Origin of the sequence: Synechococcales cyanobacterium T60_A2020_003 (assembly GCA_015272205.1) — a bacterium.
Classification (GTDB): domain Bacteria; phylum Cyanobacteriota; class Cyanobacteriia; order RECH01; family RECH01; genus JACYMB01.
Genome location: JACYMB010000053.1, coordinates 1 through 20,573, shown reverse-complemented (window position 1 = coordinate 20,573; position 20,573 = coordinate 1). Strand labels below are relative to the sequence as shown.

The window sequence follows — 20,573 nt, the reverse complement described above, 5'->3', positions numbered from 1 at the left end:
TATTGAGGTTTCATGGCAGGTTTTATGTGTGGTAACTGAAATTTACCATGCCTCTCCCGCCCGTAACCCCTCTTTCATGCAACAACGCTGCAATGAATCAGAAAACTCCGTGGCTCCTTTACATTGGACTAGTTGCCCTAGGTGCAATTGGTTCACTCGTGGCCTATCAATTCTTACAGCGATCTCCATCGGATCCGAATCTCACGCAATCTCCAACCGCAACACTAGGAGAAACTATGCCGATCGCCCCTACGGAGTCAGAGAGTCTACTTTGCGAATCTGCAAACTATCGCGCCGAACTGATGGCCGACGGGAGCCAAGTCTTAATTAGCTTTGAAGAAAAGTCTGGAGGGGGAATGCTCTTTAACGCACCAACCTCCGTATCGGGAGCGACTGCCGATCAGCGCACCTATCAATTTCAAGGAGAAACCACAACCACCGTAACGGTCTATGCCTCTGGGGAGTGCGAAATGCGGGTGGTAAGCGGTAGCACCGGGCAAACAACGGTTCAGGAAACCGGACACCTCCGTACAGAATCCTCTATCATGCCCTTGCCGGAGCAACCACAACAGGATACCCGCACCTACGACGATGGGTACAAAGACGGCTACGACGACGGCTATAAAAATGGACAAAACTTCCGAAGATATAACACGGGTAATAACCCCGATGCGGCGTTTGGAGGGGGAGCCATGACCCAGAATTCGCAATACAATCGGGGCTACAAAGATGGTTTTTATACGGGTTTCAAAGATGGATATGGGCACGATCGCCCCTCGCCGACCGCAACGCCAACGGCCACACCGACCGCAACTGTTCTCCCCGAAGAACCCAACCAAGACGATTTATCCATGACCTGTTCAGGATCGATTCAAGATAGCGTAGACTTTACGGCCTATTTCACGCGGGAATCGGGCTTTAGCCGGATTGAACTGCGTCCCGTCACCTCGGATCGAACGATTACCTCCTACCTGTCCTACGATGGCAAGAACGATGAGGGATACGGGATATGGCGAGGATCTGTGGCTCAGATGGCAGAAGTGGTTTTGATCCATCTGTCTACCGAAGCCGCGCAACGGGGGGATCAGGTTTCGGTGGGTTACGATGGTCGTTGGGGGCGGGCTACCTGTCGGTAATTAATAATCTCCCAGAAATGCTAGGGGATTACTCATATTCTCGGCAAAGCCCAATATGCCGCGATCGCGATGTTCGTAGAGTATATTTCCCTGGCTATCTAGTAAAAACGTGCCGCCGCGCTGGGTGAGGTAAGCGGGATCAGGAACGTAGGTTTTCCAATGACTCAGCACCTCTGCCATGTTCCGCAATCGTAGCGTTGCCAGTTCAAACGGACGCTGAAATCCTTTGCCGCCTGCGTGTCTAAAAAACTCGCCTTTCAAGGGAGGTAGGGGAGCTGCTTTGACCACCTCATCATCGCCAATCAGTTGAGGCGCTTGGCGATCGCCCCGATAGCCCCGAAATACTTCTGCTAAGGTGCCCGGACTGCCAATCCCCGCACACATGAGCAAGAGATTGAGCCACGCATTTTGTCCCGATGATCCGCCAGGGATTTTGAGGGATAAGCCAGGATAGAGATCGAGTTGACGATGCAGATCCGCCTTGGGATCGACCAATAGAGCATTCGCTGGGAATCCGGTGTATTGACAAAACTGCTGCCCAGAGGCGCGATCGCCAATGCCAACTGCCCGCACCACAATCTCGCTTGCCTGGATTTTTGCCGATTCTCGCTGAAGCCACCAGGCATATTCTAAACTGTCAAAATCGCCCAACTGCGGCCAAACGAGAACCAGCACCCGCGACGCGGATTCGCATCCACTCAGCAGTGAAACCGTTTCACCATCGCTAACCCGTTGCCCTTGGGCTTGACTCAATAGGCTGTACGTATTCATCTTCGATGCAGAGAGAGGTTTAAGAGACATCAGCTAGTGTAAACACGTCGCCGTGGACATTATACGGTGCTCAATTCGATTTACGAATAATGAATCCACCCTCATTCGCAAATACGAGATGGGTAATGTTTGCTAGGCTAGCGGTATCCCAAAATCCACAATCGCTCATGAGCATGGGGCTAGACTTAATTTCGTGGTTCGACTCTGTGACGGATGTTGTGTTCGCAACTCTAACATCCACGCCCGTTCAAGAATCGATTACAGTTCCGTCTCAGACGATTCATGAAGTCGTTCGGGTATCGTTAAATTTAATGAGCATTGGGGTAGTCAGTTTTTTAATTGCAGGGTTACTGGCTCCCCTAGAAGCGTTAGGCTGGTGGGCAGGATGGTATGGTGATGAAGTGGATCTAGGCTCACTTGAACAGTCAAAACGGCAAGCTCCTCCTGGGACAGCGATCGCACGATATGTCATTTATCTGGATGGAGTTTGTGTGGCGTCTGGAAAAAATCTGCCTGCGGTCGAACGGTTTTTAGATGAATTGGAAGCGAGTCTTCCCAACGATATTCTGCTCTTACGAGGGCTAATGCCCTACTCCGTTGTCAATCGTCCGTTAACGGAAGATCGGCTCCTCGCCTTTTACTGGCGCTTAGCGGATTATTTGAATCGAACCCAGACTGGAGGCTGGGTTGGTACCCTTTTGGGAACGATGGTCAACCTCCGCAATATGTACGTGGTCGCGGTATCAGCAGATCAGCGCTATGGGCCAATTTATAACCAGGGTATTGCCGAGGTGATGGTGGATCATCTCTTAGACTACGGCTATCCGGTCGAAAGCCGCACTCCGATTACGTTAATTGGCTACAGTGGCGGGGGACAAATCGCAGTAGGTGCGGCCTCTTTTTTGAAACAGGCGTTGAAGGCTCCGATCGAGATCATTTCCCTTGGGGGGGTGATTAGTGGAAATGTGAACGCGCTAGTTGTGGATCAGCTTTATCATCTGGTGGGCGATCGCGATCGTGTTGAACGGTTAGGTACACTCCTTTTTCCAAAACGATGGCCTCTCTTTTCCCTCTCCTACTGGAATCGGGCGAAACGACGGGGTAAGGTGTGTGTCGTTCCCCTCGGCAACGTCGCGCACTATGGGAAATACGGCCTTTTGGTTCCGGATCAGTATTTGCCGGATGGGCGCAGTCATCTGCAACAAACCGTAGATATGGTGCGCGACATTCTAACGGAGGAGTTTGTAGACGTGCGATCGACCCAAGATCGGGTGCTCAGCAACTACGAACGATTCCGTCAATATCCCCTGAATCAACCGACGACTTACCCCCTAGCCCAATCTCTTGACTCAACTTGGTATAGACCAATAGGCGACTGGATCGGACGGTTGATTTTGCCCCATCTACATCAGCGGTCAAAAGATGGACGGATTTTTTTTGAGGTCTATCATGCTCCACCGTCCTATGCCTGTTTGATTGGACAGGTTATTAATCTGAAATGGCAGAATATACCGTCGGTTCACACCTATCGCTCGGTAGTGGTCAAAGACCTGCATTTCAATGAGGAAGCCGTCTATTCTAGTCAACTCGGACGCATCCATCCGGAACGCATCAATCACTGGCGGCAGGTCGATCCCCTAGAGTCGTTGGCAGGCGCGCGTCCCTATGATGATATGGTGGTGATGTTGCCCACAGAGGTGGAACTAGAAATAGAGTCTCAACATCATGCCGTAACCGCAACGGATTTAGAGCAAGGGATACTGCCTATAACGAGCCTTGCGATCGCCCATGAGCCGATTCAAATTACGGGACGATACTATGCCGTTGTAAAAATCCTGCGCCCTGTTACAGATGTTGAGGATGGCTTTGAAGTCGTTCACTTTAATCGAATGACTCAGCAATTTGACGGTGTTTGTGAGGTGGTACGCTTTCCCCCACCCGCCCTCAATGATCACGATATGGCCGTCTCCACAACGACGAACATCGAGCGATCGCCCGTCAATGATCAGGGATGGTATATCTACGGCACTCAAGATGATGCAGGATACTTTGTGGTTCAAGCCTTAGCCCCCCGATCGCTCCTCTTAGTCAAGCCTCAACAGATCATTACTGGACGCTCAGCAGCCCTCCACTACATCAAACGGGATGCCTGGGACTTGGCCGTTGAGCAAAAGGGACAGATTGGCTCTACCTTGGTCACGTTTGAAGAGTGCGATCGCCCAGATCTGCTAGCCGAGTGGACACCCGGAACACGCGCCCTCTTAGTCCATGTCTATGGTGGCATCGGTGGCGAAAAGGGAGAGCCAGAAGCTAAAAATCCGATCTATTTTGGGCACTTTGCCTACGGCGATGCCGAAGTGATTCTCGATCCCCTAACGGGCGATCGCCGTTTTGATCTGCGCTATCACCAAGTGTATACCCACAACCCCGATGGCATTATCTCTGGTACCCTTCACTGGTCGCGCTACATGGGCGATCGCCAGTTTGGGTGGCTAGGCGCACGTCCCACCAGCGATATTTTAATTCGGATGGATGCCTACACCCATCCCCTTGCGTTAGAGGAGCAGGATTACTCGGCTCTAGACATAATGGTGCGTCAACTGGAAATTATGATGGCGCGGTACCGCATCGGAGATGGCACGGGAGGAGCCTTCGTTGGCCCTGCTAACAACTGTGCCCAGGACTCCAACCAAGCCCTCTATACCACCCTCACATCCCTGCGAGGGGCGATCGCCCGCCATCATCGATCGATGGAAAAGTGGACAACGGAACATCCAACCCAATCCAAACAGCTTCAAACTCTCCAAAACGTTCGTAGATTCTTGCAACGAGAGCTTCTCCCCTTTGGCACAGCCCGTGCGGACTGGCAAACCGCAGATGAAGTCTTAGGAACAACCCTCGAAGACGACCCGCTACAAACGTTGTTAAGAGGACTTATAAGCTGGCGTACCATGCTTCCTCGGGTAGCCAGTGATACGGTGGTGATTGCGTTTCTGCGTCAAGGGGCATCGGCCTGGGTCTTACGCACAACTCAGGTCGGCGGAGACAATCCCACGATTGAACCTGTCGTTCCCCTATCGTTTTAATCCCAGGAGAGAGATAGACTCGATGACAGATCTAAACCTAGACTCTATTTGGGCACTGATTTGGAGGGCGATCGCCCTTCGACCTGAGGTGTTTCATCAAATCCAACTCTATCCCCACGGTGAACGAGTTGCCCTAGTCGTTGTGCTAGCTGCCGGACTTTCCCAAGCGCTGGGACAAAGTATTATTCTCTTTGTCAATCGGGTCAAACCGTTTCGATTCGTTCTGAGTCTGCTGCTGGCTTCTCTCCTTTTTGCCATCAGTTATCTCTTTTGGGTGGAGAGTACATGGACTGTCTATCAAACGATTTTTCGTCAAGATATTTCACCCTTCGATCTAGCCCGAACCCTAGGACTCGCCTATGCCCCTCAACTGTTGGAGGTTCTAGTCGCTCTACCCTATTTCGGTGTTCCCATTTCGATTTTGCTGTCCATCTGGAGCTTCCTCGCATTTCTGGTCGGTATGACCTCCACGTTGAACCTCACCGTGGGGCAGGCGGCAACCTGTGGCCTGTTGGGATGGGTCGTGTTGCAGGTGCTTCAGCGTACAATCGGGCGGCCTATTGCGGCCTTCGGACGATGGCTGTCCAATACAACGGCAGGCGTTAGTCTGATTACGAACCTCCGGGATCTAGAGAAAATGGTTGAGGAACGGATGTCCGATCGCTCGCCGCTGTGAAGGCCATTTCCAACCTCAATTTCCAACCTAATGATGTCTATCTACAGCCCTAGGCAGAGACCGACGACACATCCAGTTCAGACTTCTGAAGCGTAATATTTTGCTGACGACTCCAGGTTTGCAAATCCGCAAAGGCGCGATCGCGATAGCGACCGTATCGTTCCCGTTTATTGCGAATCCGTTTGGGCAACTCCGGCAAAATCCCAAAGTTTGGGGGCATGGGCTGGAAATGTTTGGGAGAAGCGGAACTGATGAAGTCTACCAGTGCTCCTAACATCGTGGTCGTGGGCAAAATCACGGGATCTTTGCCGAGAGCCACTCGTGCCGCATTAGTGCCAGCCAGCCAACCTCCCGCCGCCGCTGCCGTGTAGCCTTCTGTCCCAATCAATTGTCCTGCGGCAAGGAGCGTAGACCGTTTTTTGAATTGCAGCGTCGCTTTCAAAAGTTCCGGTGCGTTGATGAAGGTATTGCGGTGCATCACGCCCATGCGCACAAACTCGGCCTCTTCTAACCCCGGAATCATTCGAAAGACTCGCTTTTGCTCACCCCAGCGCAAATTAGTTTGAAACCCGACCATATTCCAAAGTTGTCCTGCTTTGTCTTCCTGCCGGAGTTGCACCACGGCATAGGGGCGGTGAACTTGGTTTTCGGGGGCACGAAAGTCTCCATGACGCTCATCAAAAAGACCTACAGGTTTGAGAGGGCCATAGCGCATCGTATCTTCGCCGCGCCGCGCCATTTGCTCAATTGGCAAACAGCCTTCAAAGAACTTAGCGCTTTCCTGCTCAAAGTCCTTTAGCTCTGCCTGTTCTGCCTCACACAGCGCGTGCCAGAATTGGAGATACTGGTCTTTGTTCATTGGACAGTTGAGGTAGGCCGCCTCGCCGCGATCGTAGCGAGAGGCCAGAAAAGCAATGTCTCTGTTAATACTTTCACCGACCACGATGGGACTCGCCGCATCAAAGAAGCTCATATACTCCAATCCGGTGAATTGCTGGAGATCTTGAGTCAGTTCGGGACTGGTGAGGGGGCCTGTCGCTAACACAACGATGCCCGTTTTAGGAATTTCGCGCACGTTACCCCGACGGAGATCAATGAGGGGATGGGCTGCTAAGGTTTCCGTGAGAGTTTGGCTAAATACGGCCCGATCAACGGCTAAGGCTCCCCCCGCAGGAACCGCGTGTTCGTCAGCTTTACCAATGATTACAGAACCCAGACGACGCAGTTCTTCATGCAACAGGCCAGAAGCGCGATCGCTGCTTTGGGCACCAAAGGAATTACTGCACACCAATTCAGCTAGGTGTTCTGTATGGTGAGCAGGACTGGTTTTCACAGGACGCATTTCGTGCAGAACCACCGGAACTCCCGCCTGGGCAATTTGCCATGCGGCTTCGGTTCCAGCTAATCCACCCCCAATAACTTGAATCGGTTCCACGTCTGTTTTGCCTCGCTGTTTGCCTTGCCTAGCTTAGCGAAAATTGGGGAGCGTTGGGAATGAAGGATGCCAACAATTACAACTGACTGCGGGCTTTGAGTTGGAGGTAACGATCGACCAATTGATCACTCACCAAATGGGCAGGCGCATCCAGCACAAGCACGCTTTTCTGGTGCAGCAACGCAAAGGCAAGCTGGCGTTGGGCTAACAGATCAAGGGCAACGGCTCGTTTATAGGCGGATTCAACCTCTGTCGTGGGGGTGTGCGCTTGAGCGTCTACCTGCGGATCGCGGAGGGTGACACAAAAGGGAAGGTAGCGGGGCGCTAATTGTCCCAGAGCCGTCAGTAATTCCGAAGATGCGGTTTTATCTACGATGTCGGTGATGATGACCACGAGGGCGCGGCGGGTTTGCTGTTTGGTGGTTTGGGAAACGGCGTTGACGTAGTCTGGTTCCAAGAGGACGGGTTGAATCGGCGTCAGTCGTTCGATGAGGGTGGAGAGGTGAGTTTGCCCTCGTTCCGGTGGAACCCAGGTGTGAAGGGTGCGGTCAAATACGCCTACCCCGACGCGATCGCCCCGATTGAGTCCCGCTAGAGCTAAGGCCAAGGTAGCATTTAAGCCCCAATCAAAGCGAGCAAGGCCATTCACCTGAGCGGTCATCAACCGTCCCCGATCGAGCAGGATAATCAGGGTTTGCTCCTGTTCGGGTTCCAGAACTCGGATCAAAGGCCGTCCGCGCCGCGCTGTGGCGTTCCAGTCGATGAAGCGGGGATCGTCACCTGTGCTGTAGTCTCGCAACTCGGCAAATTCGGTTCCCGTACCCAGACGCCGCGCCCGTCGGATATTCCCGCTGCTCTGTAAGGTGAGCTTGATAGAGAGCGATCGCAGTCCGATGAGGTCGGGATATACGGCTGTAGTTTGGGGTAGGGGAATGCTCCACTGATGCCACGCCAGTCCCCAAGCTCCCCGTTGGCGGACGTCGATCGCCTTCCAGTCGTATTCGCCCCGTTGGGTGGGATGAACCGTGTAGGTTAGGGTTTCGGTGTGGTAAGGGGGAAGAGTGAGGTCAAATTGGGGAGGAGTAGCAGGAATACTGGAGGGGGTGCGATCGCGAATTTGTAGCGTAGACGGATGATTGTCTGTCTTGATCGTAAGGGTTACGGGATTATCGCGCCCAATGGAGAGTTTCGGGGCAAGTTCACGGGTAATGACAACGGCGTGCGATCGCACCTTCAGCCAGTCCATCAGCATCAGCGCAACGATAATGCCATCTATCCCTAATGTCAGCCATCGAGCGCTGCCCAGAGCAGACGGGGGAGTAAAGGCAGTAAGGCTAAGGGCGATCGCCGTAATACCAATTAACAAGGCATAGGTTCGACGGGCAGGAATCATAGGTTTGAGTCAATGGATGCCCCAATCCTATCAAGCCCATTCTGCAATACCAACCCTGATTGGGGGCAGACAGGGGGCAACAAATATTCTGTAAAGACTTAAAAAGCCCCGCTGTGCGAGGCTCATAGCGTCAAGGCAATAGCTGAAAAAAGTTTAGACAACGTTGCCGTATGAAGTTGTGAGCAATTGTTCTATCCGGGTGAGCAGCCCTTGCATACGCTCAAGAGACGATTGCCGTAAGGTTGCTGGTGAAATCTCACGTGCAATCATTTGCATAACATCTTGAGAATTCAGTTCTAAACTATTGGCAACTATAGGTAATAGTTTTTCCATGGTTTCTAATGGGTTGTAGCTATCAGGGAAAGTCATAATGCATCCTATGGTGACGATAGTTCGACATACAGCAACAACGTTCGAATGACGTTACTTACCCCAAATCTAGATGAAGCCTTGAATATTCAAGGTGTTGGGTGTCGTCCACTCAGGTAGTAAGGTGGCATGTCAAACAGGGATATTTCAAACTCCTGAGGATTAAAGCTAGATAGGTTCTGCAATTAAGATGACCTGTTTCAGCAATTAATCCATACCTACATATCTGAGAACCCGATAATCCTTCAGTTCACACCACTACAATCATCGAAAACGAAATCAAGATATTCTATCTATGACCTAAGCTAGGTCTGCCTGAGCAGTGGCAAGCCTTGCAGAACCGTTATTTACACAATGTATCGTACCGGATGCGAAATCAATAACGTAGTTACTCGGATTTATGGATCAATTAGTGATTCGAAATTTACTCCTGATAAAATTGCTAAAGTCCGTAATAAAAACGAGAGACACAACGAGATTAGATTCCGAAATATAAAAATTACGTATTTTAACGGTTGTTATCTTAATTGACATTCTAAGAAATCGCCTTTCTTCATTGCGGGCTTAAAAAAATATCCTGAAATTTTACTCGATTTCCATTAAATTGGCTTGCCAACTATCTAGTAAATCTATTAGCCTTGTAATCAATCAAGCTTTCGAAATGAAAGTCTAAACCCAAGGTCTCATTTTCAGGTGTGTACTACGATGACTATTTCCAACAACAATTTCCAAATCCCGTCCCAAGCAGGCTTGCCTGATCACTCTACAGATCCGCTTGCCAGCTTCTGTCAAAACGCTGTTTCAGAAGCCCGTTTACAGAAGTATCAGCTTCAGGAGCATGATCAGGATATTGAAACTCTTCTACAGCGCGTTCAACATTTAGAACTGCACAAGGCGACTCAGATTGGACAAGATAAGATCGTTGGTTTCCTAGCTGGAGCTGTTGTCCTCTCTCTGATTAGTATTGTGGTGACCTTCTTTTTCAAGATGCCTCAGGCACCTCAATTAAGTCCACAAAGCGCTGCACCTAGCGCTTCAGTTATTTCATAATCAAACTCACTGATACCCTATCAATCCATCAGCAATATAGTTAGCGCCCCTAGCGAGTTTAGAGGCGCTAATTATCTTAGTTCGTGATCAGAAGGATCAAAATAACTGCTCAAAGCTAGCTTTAAGAGTCGAGGGATTGACGTCTGCCAACGGCTCTAGTTCAGCTAAGATCGAAACATTGCCAAAATGAGCGATCGCCTTTTTGTTTTCAAGATTTTTAGGCCCATTCATAATCACGCCTAGGATGGGAATATTAGCCTGCTGCAACTGACGAATAGAGAGCAGCGTGTGGTTAATGGTGCCTAACTGAGTGCCTGTGACCAGGCAAACCGGAAGTCCCAGATGTTTGATGAGATCGATCATGAGGTCTTGACTGTTCAGAGGTACGAGTAGACCACCCGCTCCTTCTACGATCAGTGGAGAATGGGGCACCGATTCCGGCAGGGAAAAATCCGATAGATGAATCTCTACACCATCCAAACGGGCAGCTAGATGGGGCGAAAGGGGTTGCGTTAACCGAAACCGTTCGGGGAGAAAGTGGGAGGCATCCAACTGGGTCACGTTGCGGACGTAGTCAGTGTCAGAGATGGGATCAAGTCCAGATTGAACAGGTTTCCAGTAGGTGCCGTTCAGTCCTAGGGTTAGGAGCGCGGAAACCACGCTTTTCCCCACATTAGTATCGGTGGCCGTGATGAAAAATTGGGACGGAAATTGAAAAGAAGTCATAGGGACAGGGGTATCGTTGAGTGCGTCAAGAGTCTACCGTGGAGTTTTGCTCCGCTACAATGTCCAGTGCTCTATGGAATGGATTACATTTACATAATGCGAATCTATCCTGCAGACCGTTGGGATTCAAAGGCGCTGGGTGATCAGGAAGGCAATGTGATAGCTTACGCGGATAGCTGGTAAAGATTGAGCATCCCAGGCATCCATCAGTTGCCGAAACTGCTTTAAACTGAGGGTGTAGGGCGATCGCCCCATGTCTGCACCAATCGACTTCAGATCCTTGAAAAAATCGATCGCTCGGTTGTGGGCTGTAGACATCCACCGCTCTTGGTAACGGCATGCCAAACCATCACGGCTCAGGTGCTCACACAGAGAATCGACTTCTGGCATAGGGTTTCCCGTAAAGGGCAGGTTGACCGCTTCACAAATCTGTTTCCACTCTGGAAAACTCTGGCTGGTCGGGAAAGAGGAGACTAGCATTCCACCCGGTACAAGCGCACGACTCAGGCGTTTCAGGCTCCGTTCCACATCATCAAACCACTGCACTACAAAGCCACTGGCGATCGCCGCGTACTGCCGTTCCGTAGCCAGCATTTCGCCATCTAGCTGTTGAAAATAGATGGATGGATGTCTAAGCGGAGAGATTTGCGCTTGGCAATAGGTCAGCATTTCAGCCGATAAATCGGTGATTTCCAGTGTCCGATCTGGAAATGCATTCACCAACTCGCGGGTCACAAACCCTGTACCGCAGCCCAACTCTAAAATGGTGCCTTCCGGGAGAGCAAGTTTAGCATTTCGCAAAATGGACACTAACTCGGCGGCACAGTGACGTTGCACGATGGCGCAATCATCATAACAAGGGGCAGCCTTGCCAAAGGTTGCGGCAAGCCGATCTTTATCAACAGCAGGGATAGACGCTGACACAGGACAAGGTACAGAACAGAGAGTGCCATCGTCCAGCATAGCAGATTCACTCCGGATCGTCCCGAAACGGGAGATGGGCGTTTACGGTTGCCCAGCATTCGGTGAGGTGGGTGAACGGTAGCGCGTGACCAGCACCCGCAACCTCGATATAATCCGCGTCGGAGGCTATCTGACTAACGAAGCAGCGTCCTTGGTCTACAGGTACAATGCGATCGCTGTCTCCATGAAACACCAGAATTTTGGGGATGGATTGAACGATAGATGGATCAAGCTGAGTGCTTCCTAAGTGTTTAAGATCTCGAAGAAGCAGGTCGTGATTAACGTTTGTCGGACACTCGGTAGACGGATCGCTGCTGTTGATTTTGAATGTTGTCAGCACCTCTATGGGATTGACCTTAAACTCATCCACCATACGCTGCAAGACTCGCTGCGATCGCCGCTTCAGCTGCTCTGGCTCTGGGTGAAACGTGAGAAAGCTGCTGAAAATGACCAGTAAATCCGCCATTTGTAGCTGTTCCTGGGGACAAAGATGCAGTCCGTAGGAATGGACGAAAAGCAGCTTAAACGCCTGTTCTGAAAACTGAGGGGTAAACCCATCCCCGAAATATCCCCGATCAAAGGCCGCAAACGCAATATTTTGATCCGCAAAGACCGTTTTCCACTCTATCCAGGCCGTCTGATCGTATCCCCAGCCGTGGTAGGCGATCGCCTCAATTTGTTGTGTCATGAGTTTGCCAATCGCGAATTGCGTGAACTAAGGTATCAATCTGATCAGGGGTATGGTGACTGGATAAGGCAAAGCGAATCCGAGCCGTCCCCTTGGCAACAGTGGGAGGACGGATAGCGGTGGCAAGCAAACCGCGCTGGTCTAGCCAGTGAGCAAGGTGTAAGGTTATGGCCTCATCCCCAATAATCAGCGGCACAATTTGCGAACTGGAGGTTCCGGTATCGCCACCGATGGCATGTAGACCTGTGCGAAGCTGTTCTGCGTTCTGGCTCAGGCGTTGGCGATCGCCCTCTAGGATCGGAATCAACTCCAGCGCTGCCGAAATAGCTCCAATTACAGCGGGGGGTAAGGCCGTGGTGTAGATGAATCCAGGACAGTAGTTCATCAAATAATCCCGCACGGTCTGCGAACAGCCCACAAACGCACCAAAGGCACCAAAGGCTTTCCCAAAGGTGCCAATCAGAATATCCACCCCTGGATGGTGGGCGGCCAGTCCTAGACCATCCTTGCCAAGGACACCCAAGGCGTGAGCATCGTCCAGATACAAAATGGCATTGTAGTGATGGGCTAAATCAGCCAGGGCATCGACATCAGTGCGATCGCCATCCATACTAAACACTGTTTCCGAGGCGATGAGAATGCGGTTGTAGTCCCGTTGGGATACCGTTTGAAGTACCTGTTCTAAATGAGCAAGGTCGTTGTGGCGATAGCGAATAAACCGTGCCCGACTGGCTAAAATTCCTTGCACCATACTGTTATGGATTTGGCGATCGCACACCACCACCGATGATGAATCCACTAGGGCAGGCAAAATGGTGGAGTTGGCCTGAAATCCAGAGCTAAACAGGAGTCCAGACTCTACCCCCAAGGCAATGGCTAATTGTTGTTCAAGCTGTTGGTGAATCGGATAGGTTCCCGTGACCAATCGCGAGGCGGCGGCACTGGTTCCATAGCGCTGCATATAGTCCTGAGCAACCGCAATCAGCCGAGGATGCTTTGACAACCCCAAATAATCATTCGAGCTAAAGTTGACGATCTCGCGGTTAGCGCTGCCATGCCTTAAGCTATCCCCTCGTTTGCCAACCACAGCCCCTTGGGGGTCAAACGGTTGTACGGTTCGCAATAAATGAGCCTGACGCCGCTGGGCCAACTGCTCTGCGATAAATCCAAACTTGTCTACGGTTTCCACCAACGTCTACGTCGCCTGTGCTCTCGTTCAATACTCCATATCTACCCTACCCTGAGACGATCGCTCTTTTCAGGGGTAAGTAGATAGTCGTAAATAAATAAAGCTCTTCGTAGGATGGGTTAGCATAGCGTAACCCATGCTGTCAAAGGATTTGATGCGTTACGGCTACGCCTAACACATCCTACATTTAATTAGGGTCACCTACTTATCCCAATCTTAGGACGGTAAATTTAGGCTCTTAGCGGCTGAGATCATGGTCGAGCGAACGGAGGGACGCGGATACGTACAACTGCCTACAACATAACGATTGCGTCCGCCCGATTTGGCTTCGTATAGCGCGTGGTCAGCCGACTCAATTAAGTCTTGAGGACAGAGGTGCTTCGACGCATGAACACTGGCGATACCGATACTGAGGGTCAGGATATGACCGATTGCAGATGCGTCGTGGGGAATCTTAAGGTCGTCAATGGCCTGTTGAATATTTTGGGCAACACGGGTAGCGCCTTCGATACCTGTCTGGGGAAGCAGCACTGCAAATTCTTCTCCCCCATAGCGAGCGACGAGATCGGCGGGGCGATTGATGACGCTGGAGATAACCTGGGCAACCTGCTGTAAACACCAGTCTCCTTGAGGATGGCCATAGTGATCGTTGTATTGTTTGAAATAATCAATGTCGCATAGGAGAAACGACAGCAATGCATCTTCTCGCTGCGATCGCGCCCATTCCTGGGCAAAATATTCATCAAAGTGACGACGATTCGCAAGCTGGGTGAGCCCGTCTGTATTGGCGACTTGTTGCAGCATACGATTAGCGTTTTGAAGCTGTTCATGGAGAGTGGAATGCTGAATGGCGATCGCCAACTGATCGACAATACGCAGCAGCACGGCCATTTCATCATTTGCCCAAGCGTGTTCCTGGTGGTAGTGAACCAGTAATACGCCCCAAATCTGTTGCTCTTGAACAATCGGAACCACCAGCGCCGCCTTAACCTGATACTGCGCCATCCAGTCGCGATGACTGTCAGACCAGTTCTCTGGCATCGCTGCATCCATACTCCATTGCTGGAACTGCACGGACTGGAGCGGTATCTTCTGAAGGGGGAGGTCAGTTTTGAGGAGGCGATCGCCCGCCGCTAGTGTCAGCTCTTCTGCAAGGCAGTAACATCGATCATCGGTAAATTGACCGATTAAAACCCGATCCGCGTTGAGAAAAGGTAGCAGTTCCGACACCGCTGTTTGTAAAACTGTCGCTAGGTTGAGTGAATGGTGAATCCCATGGGTGATGGAGCTAACGATGCGTTCCTGTTCAAACTGACGCAGGGCGCGATCGCGCAAAAGCTTCAGTTCCAAATGGGTTCGCACCCGTGCCAGTAATTCCGGTTGGCTAAAGGGCTTGGTAATGTAATCCACTGCGCCTGCGGCAAAGGCTTTAACGAGGTGCTCAATTTCGTCACTGGCCGTAATAAAAATAATGGGAATCGCGGCGCACTCCGGTGTCTCTTGCAGTCGTTTACAAACCTCTAGCCCATCAATATCGGGCATCACCAGATCTAGAAGAATTAAATCTGGGCGCAGGGTGTGGATACGGTCTAAAGCTTGGGTGCCGCTGCGAGCAAAGGTTAACCGATAGCCAGCAATTTCTAAGATAATTCGCAGCACCTTGAGGTTGTCGGCATGGTCATCCACCACCAAAATTAGAAATTCTTCTGGATTGAAGTATTGAAGTGTCATGTCTCAGACTCAGGCTCTTAAAGCCATCTTGAACGTGAGCGGAGGGAATTCAGATCTCTGTATTTAAGGCAATTATTTAAGATGATGCAACTTAGAGGATGTTTAATAAGGTTACCTGTCATGGATCAAAGCGCTGTAGATCCCCCTAAATCCCCCTTAAACAGGGGCCTTTCGAGCCAGTCCCCCCCTTTTTATAGACGCAAAGCGGCTTCCCGAAGGGTAGGGGGGCTAGGGGGGATCGACTAGTGCCAATAATGACAACCATTGGATTTTCGGCCAACTGGCGAAAGTTTTCTTCACTAGTTCGCAGTTTAAGGTCTGACTCAAGGCGTTCGGTGATATCTAGCCCGATGCCTCCAATCCAGGTTTCATGCTGGTGTTGGTGGAGTTGAATTGGAAATTTCCGAATGAGGTACTGGCGCTGAGACCCATCTTGCCGAATTCTTGGTTCAATGACCTCAATCGCCTTCCCTGTTTCAATCACCTGTTGATTATTGGCTAAATACTCGTCAGCGATCGCCGCTGGGATCAGGTCTCGGATGGAGTTTCCAAGGGTGGTTTCTGGGGTGGTGCCGACAAACTCCATCCACGCCGCGTTGGCGTAGATCATGACTCCATTGCGGTCGGTAATCCAAGACAGCATGGGCGCGTGGTTCATAAAGGCTTGGAATCGTTCTTCACTTTCTCGGAGACTCGCTTCAACGCGTTCCCGTTCGGCTAATTCCTGCTGAAGCTGGTCGGTGCGCTCCATGACTCTCGCTTCAAGGTCGGCTCTGGACTTTTGGACTTGTTCAAGCAAGGTAGCTTGGCGGATGGCGATCGCCACATGCACCGCCAGTTGTTCAAGAAACTGCTGTTCATCCGGTTTCCAAATTCGACATGCTGTGACTTGGTGAGCGACTAAGATGCCCCATAGCGTGTGATCAACCCAAATGGGCACCGAAAGGCTGGCCCGTGCCTGAACGCCGTTGTTAGGCATATCGCTACAAACACTGGAAGCTACTGGGTGAGAGAAGCGTAACGTTTCGTTCTGATTCTCCCGGTAGGCGAGGAGCCAATCTTCTTCCAGGCAATCATTGTGCAGCACTTGACCTAGCAGTGACCACTGGGGATTTTCAACCGCTTCCACCACAACCTGGGCTCGCCAATCGGTGGATCCTTGCCCAGGTCGATGAAACCGAGCAATGACAACGCGATTACTCTGAAGGCGATCGCGCACTTCCTGGACGGTGGTTTGCAAAATTGTGTCCAAATCCAGAGACGACCGAATGCGTAGTGCAATGTCGAGCAGCACCGTTTCCCGGTCTAACTGAGTGGCGAGTCGGCCCGACTGCTCATCAATTTGCACCTGCAAATCCTGGTTAATTTGCTCTAAAAGCTTTATATTCTCCTGTTGAAGAACCTGAACTCGTTTTTGAAGACTTGAAATGACTTGATGGAGTTCGGCCACATCCACAGATTGCAAAATGCTGGTTTGGGTGAGAATGCCGACGAGTTCACCCTTGGAGTTCGTAACCCCAAGCCTGCGGACGTGATACGTTTGCATCGTCTGGTGTGCAGTCCATACCGATATATGGGCTGATACGGTAAACAAGGGCGCACTCATGACCGCTTCTGCCGTTAGATCTAACGAGAGTTGAAGCAACTGAAACTGCACGATGTCGTGCTCGGTCACAATGCCGAGGGGCAGGAGCGCTCCTATGTCCGTTGGTTCTGCAATCACCACGCAGCTCACCCGCTCGTCGGCCATCTGCTGAGCAATTTGAGCAACAGAGGCTGACGGTAACGCGTGAATTAGACGAGTGCTCATGGCCTCTTCCACTAAACGCCATTTCAGCAAATCGGCAGGTTGCAACGTAGCGCGAATGCTAGACGGAGTGATAATTCCGGTTGGACGATTCTGCGGATCAACAACAGGGAGATGACGAATCCGATGATGCCGCATCTGGTGAATGAGGCTGACTGGATCGGTTGGCTCTGCTTCCGGATGCGTAATGACGTTGCGGGTCATGACCTCGCTAATAAGCACCGTTTCTAGATCAATTTGCCGTGCAACGAATCGAACGATATCGCGTTCGGTTAAGAGTCCAATCAACTGCTGCTCTGCATTGACGACTAGAATACAGGTTTGCGTTGGGGAGACCGGAGATTGAGGAGGTTTTTCCGGTTCTTGATCATAGGGAACTACGCACCGGGGAGAACGAGTGAGCGTGGCGATCGCAGTACTCAGTGATACATCGGGCGAAATCGTAATATACTCACGCTCGATATAGGACATTGGTGGAGAGATAGAAGCAGGAAGCGTAATCATGGGCATCGGATGGTGAGTTGCAGTCTATGTATAATCGCCGAATATCTATTTAAATTATTCCCTATGCTTGAAGCTGATCAGTGCTTGTGAAACATGATCGTTTACATTTCAAAGTAAATCATTACATCTACACGTTAAGAAATACATCCATAAAGTAGCATTGTGCAAGGTTCCTAAATATCTAAAGAGTTAAAATGAGGAATTTTTGGATATCTTGACTTTAAAGCTCATGGTAAGGCGAGCCATGAGGGATGGATCAATTTAAGAAGGGACTTAGGCCAGGAGTCCCGAGCCTGAGCTTTCAATTTTGGAGTGCCTATTTAGGGAGATCTGTATTCATTTACAACTCAAACTAGGCTGTTGAAAGCACCTTCTTAAAGGGTCTTATTTGAGCTATTTTTTCAATATCTGTCTTATTTGAACTAGCTTTTTAGTGGATGTTCGAATGTAAATGATATGTTGATTATGTCTTCATTTAATGAACTGAATTGGTATGTCATTTGGCCCTTCTCCAAACATCCCTAATCCCTTGCCCCAGCAATCACACTTAGCGTATCTTAAACCCATCATTCGGAACCCCAATATTGTGGTCGGAGATTACACCTACTACGATGATCCAGACGGCGTTGAGAATTTTGAACGCAATGTGTTGTATCACTTTGACTTTCAAGGGGACAAACTGATCATTGGAAAGTTTTGTGCGATCGCCGCTCAGACGAAGTTCATTATGAACGGCGGGAATCACCGCACAGACTGGTTTACGACCTACCCCTTTTCAGTCTTTAGGCAGGGATGGGAGGTCGCCATGCCCGATGCGTGGCCGGATAAGGGAGATACCGTGATTGGCAATGACGTCTGGATTGAGTACGGGGTGCTGATTATGCCCGGAATTCATAATGGGGATGGAGCCATCATTGCCTCGGCATCGGTGGTCACCCGCGACGTAGAGCCATACTCGATCGTGGGTGGCAATCCGGCCTCCGAAATTCGGAAACGATTTGACGACGCCACCATTCAAGAATTGCTTCGGTTGTAATGGTGGAATTGGGATATTGAAAAAATTACGCGAAACGTGAAGGCCATTTGTAGTGCTGATTTAGACATGCTTCGCAATGCAGTGTAGTCAGCAAGGGAGCGATCGCCCCTGCGTCCTAAATCCGTAGCACGATCACCACTGGGGATCATCTGTAGGGATAAGTGCGGTATCTTCAATAAATAGAATTCTTAGCTGTCTCATCCTCGTATCACGCGGCTTTGCAAGATATATAGGGAAGGACAGGTAAACGGTGTTAGCCCAAGATCTAAGGTACGGTAATGGCGATCGCACTTCCCCGTGAGTACAACTTTCTAGCTCGGTTTTATCGGCTCGCTAGCGTTAGTGTTTTATCAAACATGATGGTTCCCTTGGCGGGCTTAGTTGATGCAGCGTTTCTCGGCCACTTAAACGATATTCGCCACCTGGCCGGAGTCATCCTAGCGTCCATTTTGTTCGACTATATTTACCGAGTGCTGAAGTTTATACGCACTAGCACCAACGCGATTACGGCTCAGGCGGTAGGCGCAGAGGATCAAACCGCTACGGTGCAAGCCTTGCTCCGCAATGGGCTGATTGCGTTAGGCATTAGCGTCGTTATCTTGCTGATTCAATACCCGCTCCAAAAAGCCGGATTTTTTCTGCTCAGCGGCGCATCGGAAGTGGAATCGTCGGGGGTGGAGTATTTCTATGCCCGCATCTGGGGTGCGCCTGCGGTGTTGCTTAACTTTGTGCTATTCGGCTGGTTTCTCGGACGCGAAATGAACGGTAAGGTGCTGCTGCTGTCGTTAATTGGCAATGGCGCAAACGTGCTGCTGGATTACCTCATGATTATCCGCTGGGGCTGGGCCAGTTCGGGGGCGGGGTTAGCCACAGCCTTAAGCCAGTATTTAGCCTTGGTCGTGGGGCTGATTGCGGTGGCGGTTACGATTCCCTGGAGTGCCGTTCCGGCGGCGATCGCAACGGTGTGGGATCGGCAGGCTTTGAAGGATACGGTAGTGCTGAAGGGCAATATTATGATTCGTTTTTTAGTGCTGATCTCAACCTACTCCATCTTTACGAACATTAGTTCTACGATGGGCACCATGACCCTGGCTCAAAATGGTTTACTGCTGCAAATTGCCTTGCTGAGCCAGTTCACCGTTCAGGGGGTCGGCATGACCGCCCAGACCCTCATTGGTAATTTCAAAAGCAAGGGGGCGATCGCCCAACTGGCTCCCGTGCTAATTGTTGCCCTTTGTACGACGGTACCAATTGCCCTAAGTATTGCGGCGATCGCCATTCTGAGACCCGATCTGCTCTTTGGTTTATTGACCAGCCATGCCGATGTTAATCGTGGGCTAACGGACTACACCATTTGGCTTCTGCCCTTGCTCGAAACCACCACGATTGCCTTCATGTTTGAAGGGTATTTCATTGGCCTCAAGGAAAGCACGCTTTTGCGTAACTCTGTTCTGATCGCCTTTGGGGGCGGATTTATGCCCCTTGCAGCAACAGCCTGGTATACCCAGAATAATCATTTGCTGTGGTTCTCGTTGGTGATGTACATGCTGCTGCTCTCGGTCGTTTTGGGCAGTCAAATTTCCAGAACCTTGAATGAACTGAAAGAGGCATACCAAACACCGATGCCCAGCCTTTAAGTCAATCCTGTGGTGGAGAGCGATCGCCCAAACCTAATATTTTCAGTAGTTCTACGCTTTATACGCTTTTCTTTATCCAGATTTTAAGCGGAGTTTATTCTCCGTTTACGAAACGTTGCGTAGTATAGTCCTGTAACGACTTATGCTAATCAACTATTTCTAAGGCGCCCTGGCAGTAATGCCAGGGTTATATGTTTTTTGGGGGTTTCGCCTGGGTCATGGGCAGAAAAAACGCCACTTTGCTCCAACACGGATTTTCAGCATTGGATTTGTCGCTGAAATTTCAGAAATTATTATGCCTGTCCTGTTTAGCTTTTAGACGGGAAGCCCCGCGATGTACCTGAAAGGTCAGCGTCGGGATGAGAGGCGCGTGAGT

At 50.6% G+C, this 20,573-nt stretch carries 15 protein-coding genes and 1 pseudogene; 6 read left to right on the top strand and 10 right to left on the bottom strand.

All coding sequences use genetic code 11. The features are described 5' to 3' along the window. Nucleotides 1-92: 92 nt before the first annotated feature. Entirely contained in the window at nt 93-1,136 is a 1,044-nt protein-coding gene (locus tag IGR76_02995) for a hypothetical protein (protein ID MBF2077498.1), read from the top strand. On the opposite strand, the gene IGR76_02990 is transcribed toward IGR76_02995, so the two are convergent. After that, entirely contained in the window at nt 1,137-1,907 is a 771-nt protein-coding gene (locus tag IGR76_02990; protein ID MBF2077497.1) for an AhpC/TSA family protein, read from the bottom strand. Between the two features lie 125 nt (nt 1,908-2,032). Between IGR76_02990 and IGR76_02985 the strand changes: the two genes are divergently transcribed. Together IGR76_02985 and IGR76_02980 are read left to right on the top strand one after the other, a co-directional pair. After that, on the top strand, nt 2,033-4,993 hold the full coding sequence (locus tag IGR76_02985; protein ID MBF2077496.1) for a CAAX protease: 2,961 nt from the start codon (nt 2,033-2,035) through the stop codon (nt 4,991-4,993). A gap of 22 nt (nt 4,994-5,015) precedes the next feature. Beyond that, nucleotides 5,016-5,669 (top strand): hypothetical protein, encoded by a 654-nt coding sequence (locus tag IGR76_02980; GenBank protein ID MBF2077495.1) that lies wholly within the window; start codon nt 5,016-5,018, stop codon nt 5,667-5,669. A gap of 49 nt (nt 5,670-5,718) precedes the next feature. Here IGR76_02980 and trmFO read toward each other — a convergent pair whose 3' ends face one another. From trmFO to IGR76_02965, 3 genes are all read right to left on the bottom strand, one after another. Next, nucleotides 5,719-7,104 carry an FADH(2)-oxidizing methylenetetrahydrofolate--tRNA-(uracil(54)-C(5))-methyltransferase TrmFO gene (trmFO, locus tag IGR76_02975; protein MBF2077494.1) on the bottom strand — a complete coding sequence of 462 codons (1,386 nt, stop codon included), beginning with the start codon at nt 7,102-7,104 and terminating at the stop codon, nt 5,719-5,721. Between the two features lie 76 nt (nt 7,105-7,180). Further along, entirely contained in the window at nt 7,181-8,497 is a 1,317-nt protein-coding gene (locus IGR76_02970) for a DUF58 domain-containing protein (GenBank protein ID MBF2077493.1), read from the bottom strand. A 153-nt stretch (nt 8,498-8,650) separates the two neighbouring features. Beyond that, the gene (locus IGR76_02965) at nt 8,651-8,866 is read right to left on the bottom strand and encodes a hypothetical protein (GenBank protein ID MBF2077492.1); all 216 of its coding nucleotides are present in this window, start codon (nt 8,864-8,866) and stop codon (nt 8,651-8,653) included. Between the two features lie 705 nt (nt 8,867-9,571). Between IGR76_02965 and IGR76_02960 the strand changes: the two genes are divergently transcribed. After that, nucleotides 9,572-9,916, top strand: a complete 345-nt coding sequence (locus IGR76_02960; protein MBF2077491.1) for a hypothetical protein — start codon at nt 9,572-9,574, stop codon at nt 9,914-9,916. Nucleotides 9,917-10,012: 96 nt separating this feature from the next. On the opposite strand, the gene bioD is transcribed toward IGR76_02960, so the two are convergent. The 6 genes from bioD to IGR76_02930 all read right to left on the bottom strand — a co-directional run bounded on the left by bioD (nt 10,013) and on the right by IGR76_02930 (nt 17,524). Beyond that, a complete protein-coding gene (bioD, locus tag IGR76_02955) occupies nt 10,013-10,642 on the bottom strand; it encodes a dethiobiotin synthase (protein ID MBF2077490.1) in 630 nt (209 codons plus the stop codon). Nucleotides 10,643-10,768: 126 nt separating this feature from the next. Continuing rightward, nucleotides 10,769-11,566 carry a methyltransferase domain-containing protein gene (locus IGR76_02950; protein MBF2077489.1) on the bottom strand — a complete coding sequence of 266 codons (798 nt, stop codon included), beginning with the start codon at nt 11,564-11,566 and terminating at the stop codon, nt 10,769-10,771. A gap of 46 nt (nt 11,567-11,612) precedes the next feature. After that, on the bottom strand, nt 11,613-12,293 hold the full coding sequence (locus IGR76_02945; protein MBF2077488.1) for an alpha/beta hydrolase: 681 nt from the start codon (nt 12,291-12,293) through the stop codon (nt 11,613-11,615). Then, the gene (locus IGR76_02940) at nt 12,277-13,485 is read right to left on the bottom strand and encodes an 8-amino-7-oxononanoate synthase (GenBank protein MBF2077487.1); all 1,209 of its coding nucleotides are present in this window, start codon (nt 13,483-13,485) and stop codon (nt 12,277-12,279) included. The genes IGR76_02945 and IGR76_02940 overlap by 17 nt, the downstream gene beginning before the upstream one ends. A 213-nt stretch (nt 13,486-13,698) precedes the next feature. After that, nucleotides 13,699-15,213, bottom strand: a complete 1,515-nt coding sequence (locus tag IGR76_02935) for a diguanylate cyclase (GenBank protein ID MBF2077486.1) — start codon at nt 15,211-15,213, stop codon at nt 13,699-13,701. A gap of 145 nt (nt 15,214-15,358) precedes the next feature. Beyond that, complete coding sequence (locus IGR76_02930; GenBank protein ID MBF2077485.1) at nt 15,359-17,524, bottom strand: CBS domain-containing protein; 2,166 nt, start codon at nt 17,522-17,524, stop codon at nt 15,359-15,361. A gap of 493 nt (nt 17,525-18,017) precedes the next feature. On the opposite strand from IGR76_02930, the pseudogene IGR76_02925 reads away from it, so the two are divergent. Both IGR76_02925 and IGR76_02920 read left to right on the top strand, forming a co-directional pair. Then, nucleotides 18,018-18,647: pseudogene (locus tag IGR76_02925) on the top strand (CatB-related O-acetyltransferase). Between the two features lie 191 nt (nt 18,648-18,838). Beyond that, the gene (locus IGR76_02920) at nt 18,839-20,197 is read left to right on the top strand and encodes an MATE family efflux transporter (protein ID MBF2077484.1); all 1,359 of its coding nucleotides are present in this window, start codon (nt 18,839-18,841) and stop codon (nt 20,195-20,197) included. The last annotated feature ends 376 nt before the right edge of the window (nt 20,198-20,573 follow it).

Excerpts from the sequence above, each read along its gene's own strand:
- IGR76_02970 (MBF2077493.1), bottom strand. The coding sequence starts at position 8,497 with ATGATTCCTGCCCGTCGAACCTATGCCTTGTTAATTGGTATTACGGCG.
- IGR76_02980 (MBF2077495.1), top strand. The coding sequence starts at position 5,016 with ATGACAGATCTAAACCTAGACTCTATTTGGGCACTGATTTGGAGGGCG.
- IGR76_02960 (MBF2077491.1), top strand. The coding sequence starts at position 9,572 with ATGACTATTTCCAACAACAATTTCCAAATCCCGTCCCAAGCAGGCTTG.
- IGR76_02995 (MBF2077498.1), top strand. The coding sequence starts at position 93 with ATGAATCAGAAAACTCCGTGGCTCCTTTACATTGGACTAGTTGCCCTA.
- IGR76_02985 (MBF2077496.1), top strand. The coding sequence starts at position 2,033 with ATGTTTGCTAGGCTAGCGGTATCCCAAAATCCACAATCGCTCATGAGC.
- bioD (MBF2077490.1), bottom strand. The coding sequence starts at position 10,642 with ATGACTTCTTTTCAATTTCCGTCCCAATTTTTCATCACGGCCACCGAT.
- IGR76_02920 (MBF2077484.1), top strand. The coding sequence starts at position 18,839 with ATGGCGATCGCACTTCCCCGTGAGTACAACTTTCTAGCTCGGTTTTAT.
- IGR76_02945 (MBF2077488.1), bottom strand. The coding sequence starts at position 12,293 with ATGACACAACAAATTGAGGCGATCGCCTACCACGGCTGGGGATACGAT.
- IGR76_02935 (MBF2077486.1), bottom strand. The coding sequence starts at position 15,213 with ATGACACTTCAATACTTCAATCCAGAAGAATTTCTAATTTTGGTGGTG.
- IGR76_02990 (MBF2077497.1), bottom strand. The coding sequence starts at position 1,907 with ATGAATACGTACAGCCTATTGAGTCAAGCCCAAGGGCAACGGGTTAGC.
- IGR76_02930 (MBF2077485.1), bottom strand. The coding sequence starts at position 17,524 with ATGATTACGCTTCCTGCTTCTATCTCTCCACCAATGTCCTATATCGAG.
- IGR76_02965 (MBF2077492.1), bottom strand. The coding sequence starts at position 8,866 with ATGACTTTCCCTGATAGCTACAACCCATTAGAAACCATGGAAAAACTA.